The sequence below is a fragment of the Arthrobacter sp. R-11 genome (genome assembly GCF_049913155.1).
Lineage (GTDB): Bacteria > Actinomycetota > Actinomycetes > Actinomycetales > Micrococcaceae > Arthrobacter.
In genome coordinates this window covers 1225423-1239714 of the sequence record NZ_CP183979.1, presented here as the reverse complement: position 1 = coordinate 1239714, position 14292 = coordinate 1225423, and the positions used below count along the sequence as shown (strand labels likewise).

Genomic DNA, 14292 nt, shown 5'->3' with positions numbered 1-14292 from the left:
CGCCGATGACTAGGAGCCACACCGGGAGCCAGGCAAGCAGCCAGTCCAGCCCGACACAACTCGAGGGCACCGCGACGCTCACCGACCCGGTCCGGTTCCCGGCCTCCGCGAGTGCGCCGGTACGGACCAAGCGCGCCTTCGTCCTGCTCCTGATGACACTGCTCCTGCCGGGCAGCGCGCAATTGGTGGCCGGTGACCGGAAGCTGGGCCGGCTCGCCCTCCGGGTGACCTTCACGGTGTGGGCGGTGGCGTTGCTTTTGCTGGCGGTTGCCCTGTTGAACCGCTCCCTGATGCTGGCCCTGTTCACGCATCCGGTGGCGTCCCTGGTGCTGATCGTGCTCCTGCTCGCCCTCGCCGCCGGCTGGGCGCTGCTCTTCGTGAACACCTTCCGGATCATCCGGCCGGCGCTGCTGGCCCCGGGCATGCGGCCGATTGTCGCCGTCGCCCTGGTCTTCTCCCTGCTCATCGGCAGCGGATCGCTCAGCTACCTGGCGTACGTGCTGAACGTAGGCCGCAACGCCATCGGCAGCATCTTCTCCAACGGCCCGGCCTTGGAACCCGTGGACGGCCGCTACAACTTCCTCATGATGGGCGGCGACGCCGGAGACGGCCGCACCGGCCGGCGCCCGGACAGCCTCTCGGTCATCAGCGTCGACGCCGAAACCGGCGAAAGCGCGATCATCTCGGTGCCGCGCAACCTCCAGAACGCCCAGTTCAGCGCGGGCTCGCCGATGCGCCAGATCTACCCCGAAGGCTACAACTGCGGCAATGAATGCCTCATCAACGCCATCAACACCGAGGTCAGCAACAAGTACACGAATCTCTACCCCGGCGTCGCAGACCCCGGCGCACAGGCGACCATGGAGGCGGTGTCCGGAAGCCTCGGCATCACCATCCAGGCCTACGTGGTGGTGGACATGGACGGCTTCTCCAAGCTGATCGACGCCATGGGAGGCATCCGGATCAAGGCCGGCGGCTGGGTTCCCATCAGCGGCGGCATGCTCCCGGGCAGCGACAGCAGGCACGTGAAGCCCGACGGCTGGATCCCTGCGGGCGAACAGAAGCTCAACGGCTTCCAGGCGCAGTGGTACAGCCGCTCCCGTGAGAACGTCGACGATTTTGCCCGGATTTCCCGTCAGCAGTGCGTCCAGCAGGCCATGCTCAAGCAGTTGGATCCGGCCACGCTGCTGTCGAAGTTCGAGGCCATCGCCAGCGCCGGCACCAAAGTGGTGGAATCCAACATTTCCTCCGCCCAGCTGGGCAGCTTCGTGGACCTGGCCATCAAGTCGAAGAGCCAGCCGGTGTCCCGCCTGACCATCGGCCCGCCGGACTTCGACGCCGGGTTCTCCACCGTGCCGGACTTCAACGTCATCCATGAGCGCGTCCACAAACTGCTCCAGGCCAAGTCCGGCCCCAAGGCCGGTGCCGTGCAGGAGGACTACCTGACCGGCGTCGGGCAGTCGGCCCCCGGTAGCGGCCCCCAGGCCGGTGGTGCGCCCGCCGGCGCTCCCGCCCAGGCAACTGCGGAAACGCCGACGGACGACTTCACCCCGGTGACGACCCGCCCGGACGGCCAGCCGATCACGGCCGCCTACCTGAACTCGCTCTACGACATCCAGGACTATGCGACGCTTGAACTGCTGCTGGCGAACAACGGCCAGTGCCGCCCCTTGTAATTCCTTCCTTTCAGCGACAAGCCCTTCAGTGACAAGGATTCCTGCCCGTGTACCAGCTTGAGAACGTCCTGCGCCCCTACGCCTGGGGGTCGACGTCGGCGATCTCCGCCCTGTTGGGCACCACCGCTTCGGGTGGTCCGGAGGCGGAGTTGTGGATCGGCGCGCATCCCGGCGCGCCGTCGCTCGCGGGCCGTCCCGGGGCATCACAGGTTCCGCTGGACGCCTTGATCGCCGAGGATCCTGAGCATTTCCTGGGCGCGGCCAGCGTGGCCGAGTTCGGGCCGCGGCTGCCGTTCCTCGGCAAGCTGCTGGCCGCGGACAAGCCGCTCTCGCTGCAGGTCCACCCGAGCCTTGAGCAGTCCCGGGAAGGCTTCGCGCGCGAGAACGCCGCCGGAGTCGCCCCGGACGCTGCGGAACGCAACTATCGGGACGACAACCACAAGCCCGAGATGATCTTCGCCCTCACCCCGTTCCGGGCGCTGTGCGGTTTCCGTCCGGCAGCGGAATCGAGGGCCGTTTTCGTCCACCTGGCAGAACTCGTGGAGGCTTCCGGCGCCGACGCTTCCGTGCTCCGGACTATCATCTCCGAGCTCTCCAAGACGGATGAGTCCGAAGCCCTCAGGGGCGCGTTCAGCGCCCTCATCTCCGGCGGCGACGCCGTTTCCGACACCGTGGCCGCCGCGGCGGCCGCCGTCGATGCCGCAGGCTTCGGTGCCGCCGGGTCCCTGGAACCACACGCCCAGGCGCTGTCGGCAATGCTCGGCATCGGCAAGGAATACCCGGGCGACCCCGGCGTGCTGATTTCGCTGATGCTGAACCTCGTGTCGTTGGCCCCCGGCGAGGCGATCTACCTGCCCGCCGGCAACGTCCACGCCTACCTGAAGGGCCTGGGCGTGGAGGTCATGGCAAGCTCGGACAATGTGCTGCGCGGCGGGCTCACGCCCAAGCACATCGATATTCCGGAGCTGATGAAGACTGTGGAATTCGCCCCGATCGGGGTCCCGCGGGTGGCGGCCGGCACATCCACGCTCGGCCAGGAACTCTACATACCGCCGTTCCGCGAATTCCAACTCCAGCGCATCGAACTGGCCCCAGGGGCTGAACCGGTGCCGCTCGCGCAGTCCGGGCCCGCCGTCGTCATCGTGGTTTCCGGCGCCGTGCTGCTGGACTCCCCCAAGAGCGAGCTGCGGCTGGCACGGGGCGGCAGCGCCTTCGTCCCGGCGGCCGAAAACCCCGTTATGGTGCACGCGGAGTCCGGTGCATCGGCGAGCAGCGTCGCGTTCGCCATCACCACGAGCCTGGAAAGCTGAACCATGGAGTTCTTCCTGCAGAGCCCGGCGTGGGCCGACGTCCAGCGCGCCCTCGGCCGGACGGTCCACGAGCAGTCCGGGCCGGGCTGGCACTTCCTCGCGGTGGAGGAGAAGAACCCGGCGGGCAAGGTTCTCTACGCGCCTTACGGCCCGGTGGCCGAATCCGTTGAAGCGTTCGACGCCGCCCTGGCCGCCTTGCGCGGCATTGCCCGCCGCAGCGGCGCGGTCTTCGTGCGGCTGGAACCGGTCAGCGCCGGCTTCGGCGTCGACGAGGCCCCGGCGCTGCTGAAGTCCCGCGGCATGCAGCCGGCGCCGGTGAACCAACAGCCCGAGCTGAGCTGGCTCGTGGACCTGGACGGCGACTTCAAAGACGTCCTGGCCGGCATGAAACCCACCAACCGGAACCTCTACCGGAACATCCACAAGAAGGGCGTCACGTTCCGCTCCTCGCAGGATCCGGCCGAGATTTCGGTGCTGCTGGACTTCCTCCACATGACCGCGGCACGCAACGGCTTCAAACCGCAGAGCGACGACTACCTCAGGACGGTGGCCGCGTCCCTGCTGCCGGCCGGGGCAGGAACCCTGTTCATCGCCGAACTCGAGGGCACGCCGATCGCCGCGGCACTGGCCTACGACTCCGCGGACACCCGCACCTACGCGCACGCGGCCCTGGACGACAGCCACCGAAAGCTCAGCGCCGGGATTCCGCTGCTGGTCACCCTCATGGCTGACGCCAAGGAGCAGGGCCTGAAGCACGTGGACCTGTGGGGCGTCGCGCCCGAAGACCAGCCCGACCACAAATGGGCCGGCTTCACCGCGTTCAAGAAGTCCTTCGGCGGCCGCGAAGTAGCCTACCCGGGAACATGGGACCTGCCGGTCAACAAGCTCCGCTATGGCGCCTACCAACTGGCCCGCAAGCTGAGGGACAAGCTCCGCTAGGCACTCGCTTCGGTTTCCTCCGCGCGAACGTACAGTTGGGGCCCTGATTTCAGCGATTTTGGGGCCCCAACTGTACGTTCGCGCAGCATGTAACCAAGCGCGGCCCGGACCTTCTCCACGAGGAACGGCTTGTCGCCTTCGAGATCATCCTTGCCCACGCGGATCTCGCGCCACCCCAGGCGTTCGGTGGTCGCTTGCCGTTTGATGTCGCGAAGGTACTGCTGGGGATCTCCGTGGTGGTCGCCGTCGTACTGCAGGGCAACCCTGCGCTCCGGATAGGCGGCGTCGGGCCAAACGGCGGCCTGGCCCCAGCCGTTCCGTACGACGTAGTTCAGGACGGGCTCTCCAAGGCCGGATCTCGCAAGAATCAACCGCATGCGGGTTTCTTGCGGAGAATCAGATCCAACCCGGATTTCCGGGAGCGCCAGCCGGGCCGTCTTCATTCCCCTCATGCCTGGATGCGCTGCAACCATCCTGCGAAGCCCTTCGATGGTCGTGATTGCCGTTCTTGGGTACGGAAAATCCTGGTCATGGGACACAACCAAGGAGTCGCCCAACGCGATGAGCTCATCCACTTCGAGGAATGCGGCAAGGTCCAGCCAGGTGCGGGCAGGTGAGGTGACACGGACGCCGTCGTGAATCTCCACTTCCCCCGATAGGAAGGTCAGCCGGTGACCGACTACATTGCGACGCCGGGGCTTGCCCTCGTGACGGCCCCTCGCCACGTGAATCCGCCAGTCTGCCTGCATCCAAGCTGGCAGGCTGCCGTCCCACACTCGCGCAGCAGAGTGGTGCGTCACCACCGAGGAACTGTCCAGGACGGTGTAGGCACGGAGGTTGGCGGCGGGCTCGGAGGTGCCATACAGCGGGAGCCGGATTCCGCGCGATGGGATGAAGACGTCAGCCTGCCGAAGGCGCTTCCGGCTCACACCGAGCTCGTTCGCGGTGGCCGCGGTGAACGATCCGATCTGCAAGGGCTCGGGGAGGGGCTTACGTGGCATGCCTTAGTGTGCCCCAATCGGGAAACCCCTGGGCGGTTATCCACAGACCGCTTCCCCGGCCCCCGCGCGAGCGTACAGCTGAGGCCCCGAATCCGGACGATTCAGGGCCTCAACTGTACGTTCGCGCTCAAAGGAAGCGGGAGAGCCTAGCTCTTGCGGGCGTAGCCTTCCCACTTGCTGGCGTGGTGCTCGGCGTCGACGAAGCGGACGGTGCCGGACTTGGAGCGCATCACGATCGACTGTGTAAGCACACGGTCCTTCTGGTAGCGGACGCCGCGGAGCAGGTCGCCGTCGGTGATGCCGGTGGCGGCGAAGTAGCAGTTGTCGCTGGTCACGAGATCGTTGGTGGACAGCACGCGCTCAAGGTCGTGGCCGGCGTCGATGGCCTTCTGCTTCTCTTCGTCGCTGGTGGGCCACAGGCGGCCCTGGATCACACCGCCCAGGGACTTGATCGCACAGGCGGCGACGATGCCTTCCGGGGTTCCGCCGATGCCCATGAGGGCGTCGACGCCGGTTCCGGCACGGGCGGCGGCGATGGCACCGGCGACGTCGCCGTCCATGATGAACTTGGTGCGCGCACCGGCTTCGCGGATTTCCTCCACGAGCGGGCGGTGGCGGTCGCGGTCCAGGATCATGACGTTGAGCTGGTTGACCTTCACGCCCTTGGCCTTGGCGATCAGGTGCAGGTTCTGCTTGACCGGCAGGCGCAGGTCAACCATGTCCGCGGCCTCCGGGCCGGTGACCAGCTTCTCCATGTAGAACACGGCGGAAGGATCGAACATGGAGCCGCGTTCGGCGACCGCGAGGACCGCGAGGGCGTTGTTGATGCCGAGTGCAGTCAGGCGGGTTCCGTCGATGGGGTCGACGGCGACGTCGCACTCCGGACCGGTGCCGTCGCCCACGCGCTCACCGTTGAACAGCATCGGGGCTTCGTCCTTTTCGCCTTCACCGATGACCACGACGCCGTTGAAGTGGACGGAATGAAGGAAGGAACGCATGGCGTCCACTGCGGCACCATCGGCCTTGTTCTTGTCGCCGAAGCCCACCCAGTGGCCACCGGCGATGGCCGCGGCTTCGGTGACCCTGACGAGTTCCAGTGCGAGGTTGCGGTCCGGCTCATCGCTCCCGACGGCAAGGGCCGGGGAAATCGTGGAATACTGCTGGGACATTGCTGCTGAAGACACGTGAACCTCTTCTTCGATGACGATTCATGGGACCGAACTCATGGGACGAAACTCATGGGACCCGAGAGCAGCCGCTTGGCAACTTCGATGTTTCCCCTGGGATCGATCATAGTCTGGCCGCCACGGCGCGGCCACGCAGTGTCCACGCCCCGGAACGACCCTTCCCTCATCGCCTCGGATGTGTATTCACGGTTCGGATAAGGGACTATTGAAGGGTGAGCGAAAAGCAAGACACCCCGGTTGCCGAGTCTGTACCCGACACGAAGGCAGCCGGCCCCCAGGACCCCGGCCAGCCCGCAGTCAAGCCCGTTATCGCAGCAAAGGCGGCAAAACGGGCCAATGCCTCGGTGATCGGCATGGTGATCGCGCTCTTGGTATGCGTGCTGGCTTTCCTGCCGATCGTGCTCATGAACCCGACGCCGAAGAGCGACGGCTACCGCCCGAACGTCGACGTCGCAGCCATCGCCGCGAACGCCAAGGATGTGGCGGGATTCACACCAGTGGCCCCCGATGCGGGCGACACATTTCGGCCGAACTACGCCCGCTGGGAATCCGGCAGCGGCACTGGCGTCCCCACCTGGGAAGTGGGTTTCCTGACGCCGAAGGAGTCGTTCATCGGCCTGGTCCAGACCCGCAAGGCCAACCCCACCTGGCTGCTGCAGCAGACCAACAACGCCCCGGTGACCGGAAAACGGAACGCCGGCGGCCGGGACTGGGAACTGCGCGACGCCGGCAAGGGCAACCGCAGCATGGTCCTGCAATACAAGGGCACCACGATCATCCTGAAAGGCCCGGCAAGCCTGGACGAGATGTCCGCCCTGGCCGCCGCCGTCGTAAAGTCCGCCGACACGGTTTCCCCCGCCCCGTCCACGACCCCGTAAAGTAGCCGCGTGGCTACCTACCTGACTCCTGCACTTGCCTGGCGCCGCCTGCGCGAAGGAAACGAGCGCTTCGTCTCCGGCGAATCCCGGCATCCCAACCAAGATGCGTCGCGCCGCGCTTCCCTGGTCGAGGACCAGCATCCTTTCGCGGTGATCTTCGGCTGCTCCGATTCCCGTCTCGCCGCTGAGATCATCTTCGACCTCGGCCTGGGCGACGCCTTCGTGGTGCGCACCGCCGGCCAGGTGATCGACGACGCCGTGCTCGGCTCCCTGGAATACAGCATCTCCCAGCTCCACGTGCCGCTGATCGTGATCCTCGGCCATGACAGCTGCGGCGCAGTGAACGCCACCAAGGCCGCCGTGGAAACCGGCGAGATGCCGCCCGGCTTCATCCGCGACCTCGTGGAACGCATCACCCCCTCGGTGCTGACGTCCCTCCGGAACGAACAGACCGAAGTCAACGACATGGTGGTGGAACACGTGAAGCAGACGGCGGCCCGCCTGGCCGACAGCTCGCGTGTGATCTCGGACGCAATCGAGGAAGGACGCACCGCCGTCATCGGCCTCTCCTACAAGCTGGATGAGGGCCGCGCGGCGCTGGTTTCCGGAATCGGCCAGCTATAGCGTTCGGACCCTGCCCGACGGCGGCCCTCCCGGGGGCCGCCGTAGCCTTCCGTTCGGGTTTCGGCTGGGGCGGCTGCCCGCAATAAGCTAGCCCCATGACTTCCACTCAAGAAACGAATGCTGAGTTCCGCATCGAGCACGACACCATGGGTGAAGTGCGCGTTCCCGTGAACGCTCTGTACCGTGCCCAGACGCAGCGCGCCGTGGAGAACTTCCCGATTTCCGGCAAGACCCTCGAGCGTGCCCACATCGAGGCCCTGGCCCGCGTGAAGAAGGCCGCCGCACTGGCCAACGCCGAACTTGGGGTGCTCGACGGTGAGCTCGCCGAGGCTATCGCCGCCGCCGCGGATGAGGTTGCTGCCGGGAAGTACGATGGCGACTTCCCGATCGACGTCTTCCAGACCGGTTCGGGCACGTCCTCGAACATGAACACCAACGAAGTGATCGCGGAGCTCGCTACCCGTGCACTGGCCGCCAAGGGCAGCGACAAGGTTGTCCACCCGAACGACCACGTGAACGCCTCGCAGTCCTCCAACGACGTCTTCCCCACTTCTGTGCACGTCGCCGCCACCTCGGCGTTCATCAACGACCTCATCCCGGCCCTCGAATACCTGGCCGCCTCCCTGGAGCGCAAGGCCGTGGAGTTCAAGGACGTCGTCAAGTCCGGCCGCACCCACCTCATGGACGCCACCCCGGTCACCCTGGGCCAGGAGTTCGGCGGCTACGCAGCACAGGTGCGCTACGGCATCGAGCGCATCAACGCCGCCCTCCCCCGCGTTGCCGAAGTTCCGCTGGGCGGCACCGCCGTCGGCACCGGCATCAACACGCCGGCCGGCTTCCCGGAACGCGTCATCGAACTGCTCTCCGCCGACACCGGCCTGCCGCTCACCGAAGCCCGCGACCACTTCGAGGCCCAGGCCAACCGCGACGGCCTGATCGAGGGTTCCAGCCAGCTGCGCAACATCGCGATCTCCTTCATGAAGATCAACAACGACCTCCGCTGGATGGGTTCCGGCCCTAACACGGGCCTGGGCGAAATCGCTATCCCGGACCTGCAGCCGGGCTCCTCGATCATGCCCGGCAAGGTCAACCCGGTCATCTGCGAAGCCTCCATCATGGTCTGCGCCCAGGTCATCGGCAACGACACCGCCATCGCCTGGTCCGGCACCAACGGCGCCTTCGAACTGAACGTCGGCATCCCGGTCATGGCCGCCAACCTGCTCGAGTCCATCCGCCTGCTGGCCAACACCAGCCGCGTCATGGCCGACAAGATGATCGACGGCATCACCGCCAACGTGGAGCGTGCCCGCTTCCTGGCCGAGGCCTCCCCGTCCATCGTGACCCCGCTGAACAAGTACATCGGTTACGAGAACGCAGCCAAGATCGCCAAGATCGCCGTCAAGGAAGGCCTGACCATCCGCCAGGCCACCGAGAAGCTCGGCTTCGTTGGAGAAGGCGAAGGCAAGGTCTCCGAGGCCGACCTCGACAGGGCCCTGGACGTCACCACCATGACCTCCCCGGCCCACAAGGCCTAGCTACCTTCAGGCAGCACCGCTGCCAAAACCACGACGGCGGCCGGCACCTTCCGCACGGAAGGCGCAGGCCGCCGTCGGCGTTTCCGAGGCCGGCGTGCTGGATGCCGGGTGCTACATGTGCCTGAGGGGGCCGGCGTCCGTGAGCTCGACGGTGCCGTGGCCCTTGCGCAGCACCAGGGTTTCGCCGTCCAGCCTCCAGATGACCGGCTGCTTGAAGAGCTCGTGGGTCCAGTTCTCGTAGCTGCTATCCGGGCCGGGACATGCCATGGCGGTCGATATGATGTCTCCCGGAATCCAGCGGCCCTCCTCAACTTTGACCTCAACCCCCAGGCTGTTGCAGGGCGTCTTCACCCCCACTGTCCAGGTCCCGTTGACGAACACCATGGAAACCTCCAGGGGCTTCCTCTTCAGCCACGCCAGTTTGCCGGAAGCGTCCCTGCCGCCGGTCGAGCGGTAGAGCCGGCAACCCAGCGGCCCGCCCCCGCAAACTGGTCCGGGTACTCGAGCGGTTGGCGTGGGCGCGGCGGACTGCGATTCGTCCGGGGCGGGCGCCGTCGGACCATTGCCACAGCCGGCCAAGGCCACGAGCACGAGTATCGGCGCCGCGTGCCTGGAGAACACTTTGCGCACGTGCATGCAAGCCCCCGAATGTCTATCCGCAATCCCCCGGTCAGGGCCAAGTCTTCTCCCGGGGATGAGGGTACGGAAGCACAGCCGCGTTGCAGTTTCGCGCGGAAGGTCACGGCCGGCAAACGGATGCCGCGCCTTGTTAAACTTGGACGGTGAGCCTGGATCCCGATGAATCGACAACCACCAGCCCCGCCGTCCGTTGGGGACTGGGCGCAGTGCTGTTTGCGCTGCTGGCAGTTTCCATGGGCTCCACCGCGAACGGCAATGGCGCCATGATCGCCGGGGCCGTGCTCTGTGGGGCGGCAGCATGCTTCGCGGGCTATCGCGCCGTCAGCGCCGCGAAGGCCCGTTCCTAGGCGCCCTGTTCCGGCCCCGCCAAACCGGCAGGAGCGCCCTCCGAGACGGCACGCCGCACGCACTCGAGGTGGCTCGGCCCGATGTCCGGCAGATTATCGGGGCTGAACCAGCCCACCGCGAGGGATTCGTCGTCGTTGACCCGCGCCTCACCGGAGACGTAGCGGCACCGGTACTCCACGCTGAGGAACGTGCAAACATCGCCGTTGGGGAAGGTGATGGGTCCGTTGACAACGACATCCAGGAGCCTTTCCACCACGGCGACCACACCGGTTTCTTCCTCGATTTCCCGCACGAGCCCGGCCGCAGGTTCTTCGCCCGGCTCGAGGATACCGGTGATGAGGGCCCACCGTCCGTTATCCGCCCGCCGGCCGAGCAGGATCTCACCGGCATCGTTGAAGACCACCCCGCGCACGCCGGGGAGCCAGAGCGGATCGTGGCCGATTTTTTCGCGGAGTTTCAGGACGTAGTCGGGCGCCGGCATGGCACCAGCCTACGGCCCGGGCCCGCCGCCCGGGCTCAGGCGGGCAGTACCGCCATGGCCGCGGTGGCGCCTGCGAGCATGAACGGCCCGAAAGGAATCGCGGAACTGAGGGTTCCGCGCCGCGCTGCCAGGATGAACAGGCTCCACAGCCCGCCGAAGAGGAAGGCAAGGAACGTCCCGGCGAAGATGTGCGTCCACCCGAGGTAGCCCAGGTAGAGGCCCAGCACTCCAGCCAGCTTGACGTCCCCGAATCCCATGCCCGGGGGGTGGATCAGCCGCAGGACGAAATAGAAGAGCCACAGCGCCGCTCCCCCGGCCACGATCCCGAGGACAGGCACCCCGAACAGGGCGGCTCCGGCGTCGGGCGTTTCCTGCAGCGCACCGGAAGCGGCAACGGCGAGGGCCGCCCCGGCGAGCAGCACCCCGGCAACCGCGTAGGAAGGGAACACGATCCGGTTGGGCAGCAGATGGTGGCGGACGTCGATGATCGTCAGCCGGACGGCCATGACGGCGAAGTAAAGGCACGCGGCCAGGACCAGCCAAAAGGCAACGGGGCTTGCGCTCCACAGTTCACTGAGTCGTCGGATCACTCTCGGATGCTATCCGTTTTGCCGACGGAGCCGCTCGGGCCGGGCCGTATTATGTGGATATGGGGCGCTACAGTGCAGATTCCGGGGGCGGACATACCCCCGACATGTCCTCCACATTCCGCAATCTCTGCCGGTCCTCGCCGTGGAAATGGACCAGTCTTCGCTTCGAATACCTCGACCTTCCCGGAGACGGGAGCGGGAGCGGCCCCATCAAGGCATGGCTGCGCCGGCCGGGAGCTCTCCGGCTTGAGAGTGCGGACGGCGTCCTGCTGCACAGCACCACGGGTATCAACGATTCGCGGGACAGCTTCTACGTCCGTTCCAGCCGCAGTTCCTGGCTGCTGCCTGCCCACCTGGTGACCCCGGTATACGACGGCGCCGGGCTGGTCCGCCGCAGGCCGGAGGCCGCGTACGGGGAGCCGTCCTTCGGGAACGGCCGCCTGGCCGCGGCACTCGACCCGGTGGAACTTGCCGGCAATGCCCCGGTGCCGATCGAGTTTCCGGAGAGCAATCCCGTGGCGCTCGGGCCAGTGCGCGAGGTGGACCATGAGGGTCGTCCGGCCTTGGAGTGCGTGGTGGTTCCGGGGCCCAACTACGCCCCGGCGGACGCCGGTTCTCCCCTGTGCCTGCCCGGCCGGACCCGCCTGCGGATCGACGCCGCCACGGGCGTCTGCGTAGCGAGCGAGGGACTCGACGGCGGCACCGCCGGTACCGGGCATTGGATCCGCATCCTCGGCGTGGACGAGTACATGCTGGACGACCTGTTCCTGGCCAAGTCCATGAACCTGAGCGACGTCCGGCAGCACATCAGCTGGGAGCCCGGCGCGCAAAGTGGCTAGCGGTCCCTCCCCGTAAGCTGGCCGGATGACATCGCTTTCGGACATCTGGCCCGCCTTCGGACTAGTCCTGACCACCCCGCGGCTGCAGTTGAAGCCCGTGCAGGACGAGCATCTCCCGGCCCTGTTCGATGCGGCCAGGAGCGGAATCCATGAACCCGGCCACAGCCCCTTCAGCACCCCGTGGGCGGAAGCGCCTGCAGAGGAGCTCGGCCCCAGCCTCGCCCGCTGGCACTGGACCTGCCGCTCCAGCACAACCCCCGAAGGCTGGACCCTGCTGCTGGGCATCTGGCACGAGGGTGGACTGGTCGGCTGCCAGGACATCGGCGCCAAGGACTTCAACGTCCTGAAAACGGTCGGCACCGGCTCCTGGCTGAAGCAGTCCGCGCAGGGCCTCGGCCTCGGCAAGGAGATGCGTGCCGCCGTCGTGAGCTACGCCTTCGACCACCTCGGCGCGGAAGTAGCGCAGTCCGAAGCCGCCGCCTGGAACGAAAAGTCCCTGGGCGTCTCCCGCTCCCTCGGCTACGAACTGAACGGTACCTACCGCACCAACTGGGGCCCGAAAGTCGAAGAAGTCCAACGCGTCCGCGTCACCCCCGCAAGCTTCAAGCGCCCGAGCTGGACCCTGAAGGTAGAAGGCCACGAACGGTTCGCGAAGTTCCTGGGGCTCTGAGGGTAGCGCCGCACAAGAGACGACGAACGCACGAGACGGGACGGCGGGCCTCCGTAGAGGAGCGCATCGCGGCGCATCGGACCCCGGAGGTCGCCCAGCGACCGCAGGGGTGCCTATGCGTCGTGTCTAAGCGACGACGGAGGGCCGTCTCCCGGCGGACCCAGCAACGGCAGCGGCACCCAAGCAAGGAGCGGCACCCCAGTTGGGTGGGTGCCGCTCCTGCGGATGGTCGTCTTAGCGCAGCTGGGTTAAATCTCCGCCCCTTCGAGCAGTTCCGTGACGAGCGCTGCGATGGGCGAGCGTTCGGAGCGGGTGAGGGTGATGTGGCCGAAGAGCGGGTGTCCCTTGAGGATTTCGACGACGGCGGCCACGCCGTCGTGCCGCCCGACCCGGAGGTTGTCCCGCTGGGCGACGTCGTGGGTGAGGACGATCTTGGAGTTCTGTCCGATGCGGCTCATCACGGTGAGCAGGACGTTCTTCTCGAGCGACTGGGCTTCGTCGACGATCACGAAGGCATCGTGCAGGGAGCGGCCGCGGATGTGGGTGAGCGGCAGGACCTCGAGCATGCCGCGGTCCATGACCTCCTCGACGACTTCCTGCGAAACCAGCGCACCCAGGGTGTCGAACACGGCCTGTGCCCACGGGTTCATCTTTTCCGACTCGGAGCCGGGCAGGTAGCCCAGTTCTTGCCCGCCGACGGCGTAGAGCGGCCGGAAGACGATCACCTTGCGGTGTTCGCGGCGTTCCAGGACGGCTTCGAGGCCGGCACAGAGCGCAAGGGCGGACTTGCCGGTGCCGGCGCGCCCGCCGATAGACACGATGCCCACGGAGGGATCCATGAGCATGTCGATGGCGAGCCGCTGTTCGGCGGAGCGTCCGTGCAGGCCGAAGACGTCACGGTCTCCCTTGACGAGGCGCACCTGCTTGTCCGCACCCACCCTTCCGAGGGCCGATCCGCGGTTGGAGAGGAGCACCAGGCCGGTGTTGACGGGGAGCTCGGCGGCGGCCGGGATGAACACCGGCTCGTGGCCGTAGAGGGTCCCGATTTCCTCTTCGCTGGCTTCCACCTCGGCCATGCCGGTCCAGCCGGAGTCCTTCACGAGTTCGTTGCGGTACTCGTCGGCAAACAGGCCCATGGCCGAAGCCTTGACGCGCATAGGCAGGTCCTTGGAGACCACTGTCACGTTGTGGCCTTCGTTGGCCAGGTTCTTCGCGACGGCGAGGATCCTGCTGTCGTTGTCCGCCCCCCGGAATCCGGCGGGCAGGACCTCGGTGGAAATGTGGTTCATCTCCACACGGAGGGTGCCGCCGTCGTTCCCGATCGGGATGGGCGTGTTGAGTCCGCCGTGTTCGATACGCAGATCGTCGAGCAGCCTCAGTGCCTTGCGGGCGAAGTAACCAAGCTCGGGATCGTGGCGTTTGCCTTCGAGCTCGGTGATGACCACGATCGGCACAATGACCTCATGCTCGGCGAAACGCAGCAGCGCACGCGGATCGGAGAGCAACACTGAGGTGTCAATCACATAGCTTCGGCCGGTTGCCTTGCCGGCCTGCGGAACCTTGGCTTTGGGGCTC

Annotated in this window: 15 protein-coding genes; 9 read left to right on the top strand and 6 right to left on the bottom strand. The window is 66.8% G+C overall.

Annotation, left to right across the window (positions count from 1 at the left end):
- Positions 1–5: 5 nt before the first annotated feature.
- From ACN9M4_RS05590 to ACN9M4_RS05580, 3 genes are read left to right on the top strand one after another with little or no spacing between them, the layout of a single operon-like run.
- Positions 6–1676 carry an LCP family protein gene (locus ACN9M4_RS05590; protein ID WP_426302566.1) on the top strand — a complete coding sequence of 557 codons (1671 nt, stop codon included), beginning with the start codon at positions 6–8 and terminating at the stop codon, positions 1674–1676.
- Between the two features lie 47 nt (positions 1677–1723).
- Positions 1724–2986: a mannose-6-phosphate isomerase, class I gene (manA, locus tag ACN9M4_RS05585; RefSeq protein WP_426302565.1), complete on the top strand. Its 1263-nt coding sequence runs from the start codon at positions 1724–1726 to the stop codon at positions 2984–2986.
- A 3-nt stretch (positions 2987–2989) separates the two neighbouring features.
- A complete protein-coding gene (locus ACN9M4_RS05580; RefSeq protein ID WP_426302564.1) occupies positions 2990–3925 on the top strand; it encodes a lipid II:glycine glycyltransferase FemX in 936 nt (311 codons plus the stop codon).
- Here ACN9M4_RS05580 and ACN9M4_RS05575 read toward each other — a convergent pair.
- Both ACN9M4_RS05575 and glpX read right to left on the bottom strand, forming a co-directional pair.
- Complete coding sequence (locus ACN9M4_RS05575; RefSeq protein ID WP_426302563.1) at positions 3922–4926, bottom strand: hypothetical protein; 1005 nt, start codon at positions 4924–4926, stop codon at positions 3922–3924. The genes ACN9M4_RS05580 and ACN9M4_RS05575 overlap by 4 nt on opposite strands.
- A gap of 146 nt (positions 4927–5072) precedes the next feature.
- On the bottom strand, positions 5073–6095 hold the full coding sequence (gene glpX / locus ACN9M4_RS05570; protein WP_426303401.1) for a class II fructose-bisphosphatase: 1023 nt from the start codon (positions 6093–6095) through the stop codon (positions 5073–5075).
- A 230-nt stretch (positions 6096–6325) separates the two neighbouring features.
- On the opposite strand from glpX, the gene ACN9M4_RS05565 reads away from it, so the two are divergent.
- The 3 genes from ACN9M4_RS05565 to ACN9M4_RS05555 all read left to right on the top strand — a co-directional run bounded on the left by ACN9M4_RS05565 (position 6326) and on the right by ACN9M4_RS05555 (position 9150).
- Complete coding sequence (locus ACN9M4_RS05565) at positions 6326–6991, top strand: DUF4245 domain-containing protein (protein WP_426302562.1); 666 nt, start codon at positions 6326–6328, stop codon at positions 6989–6991.
- 9 nt (positions 6992–7000) lie between these two features.
- Positions 7001–7615, top strand: coding sequence for a carbonic anhydrase (locus ACN9M4_RS05560; RefSeq protein WP_426302561.1), 615 nt, complete (start codon positions 7001–7003; stop codon positions 7613–7615).
- Positions 7616–7710: 95 nt separating this feature from the next.
- Positions 7711–9150, top strand: a complete 1440-nt coding sequence (locus tag ACN9M4_RS05555) for a class II fumarate hydratase (RefSeq protein ID WP_426302560.1) — start codon at positions 7711–7713, stop codon at positions 9148–9150.
- A 111-nt stretch (positions 9151–9261) separates the two neighbouring features.
- Here the strand turns inward: ACN9M4_RS05555 and ACN9M4_RS05550 are convergent, their stop codons facing one another.
- Positions 9262–9534, bottom strand: coding sequence for an META domain-containing protein (locus ACN9M4_RS05550; protein ID WP_426302559.1), 273 nt, complete (start codon positions 9532–9534; stop codon positions 9262–9264).
- 398 nt (positions 9535–9932) lie between these two features.
- Here ACN9M4_RS05550 and ACN9M4_RS05545 point away from each other — a divergent pair, with 398 nt between their 5' ends.
- Positions 9933–10136, top strand: a complete 204-nt coding sequence (locus ACN9M4_RS05545) for a hypothetical protein (RefSeq protein WP_426302558.1) — start codon at positions 9933–9935, stop codon at positions 10134–10136.
- Here the strand turns inward: ACN9M4_RS05545 and ACN9M4_RS05540 are convergent.
- Both ACN9M4_RS05540 and ACN9M4_RS05535 read right to left on the bottom strand, forming a co-directional pair.
- The gene (locus tag ACN9M4_RS05540) at positions 10133–10618 is read right to left on the bottom strand and encodes an NUDIX hydrolase (protein ID WP_426302557.1); all 486 of its coding nucleotides are present in this window, start codon (positions 10616–10618) and stop codon (positions 10133–10135) included. The two genes, ACN9M4_RS05545 and ACN9M4_RS05540, sit on opposite strands and share 4 nt — an antisense overlap.
- 35 nt (positions 10619–10653) lie before the next feature.
- Positions 10654–11208: a prepilin peptidase gene (locus tag ACN9M4_RS05535; protein WP_426302556.1), complete on the bottom strand. Its 555-nt coding sequence runs from the start codon at positions 11206–11208 to the stop codon at positions 10654–10656.
- A 104-nt stretch (positions 11209–11312) separates the two neighbouring features.
- On the opposite strand from ACN9M4_RS05535, the gene ACN9M4_RS05530 reads away from it, so the two are divergent.
- Complete coding sequence (locus tag ACN9M4_RS05530; RefSeq protein ID WP_426302555.1) at positions 11313–12047, top strand: hypothetical protein; 735 nt, start codon at positions 11313–11315, stop codon at positions 12045–12047.
- A 25-nt stretch (positions 12048–12072) separates the two neighbouring features.
- Entirely contained in the window at positions 12073–12717 is a 645-nt protein-coding gene (locus ACN9M4_RS05525; RefSeq protein ID WP_426302554.1) for a GNAT family N-acetyltransferase, read from the top strand.
- Between the two features lie 248 nt (positions 12718–12965).
- Here ACN9M4_RS05525 and ACN9M4_RS05520 read toward each other — a convergent pair whose 3' ends face one another.
- The gene (locus tag ACN9M4_RS05520) at positions 12966–14240 is read right to left on the bottom strand and encodes a PhoH family protein (protein ID WP_426303400.1); all 1275 of its coding nucleotides are present in this window, start codon (positions 14238–14240) and stop codon (positions 12966–12968) included.
- Between the last annotated feature and the right edge of the window lie 52 nt (positions 14241–14292).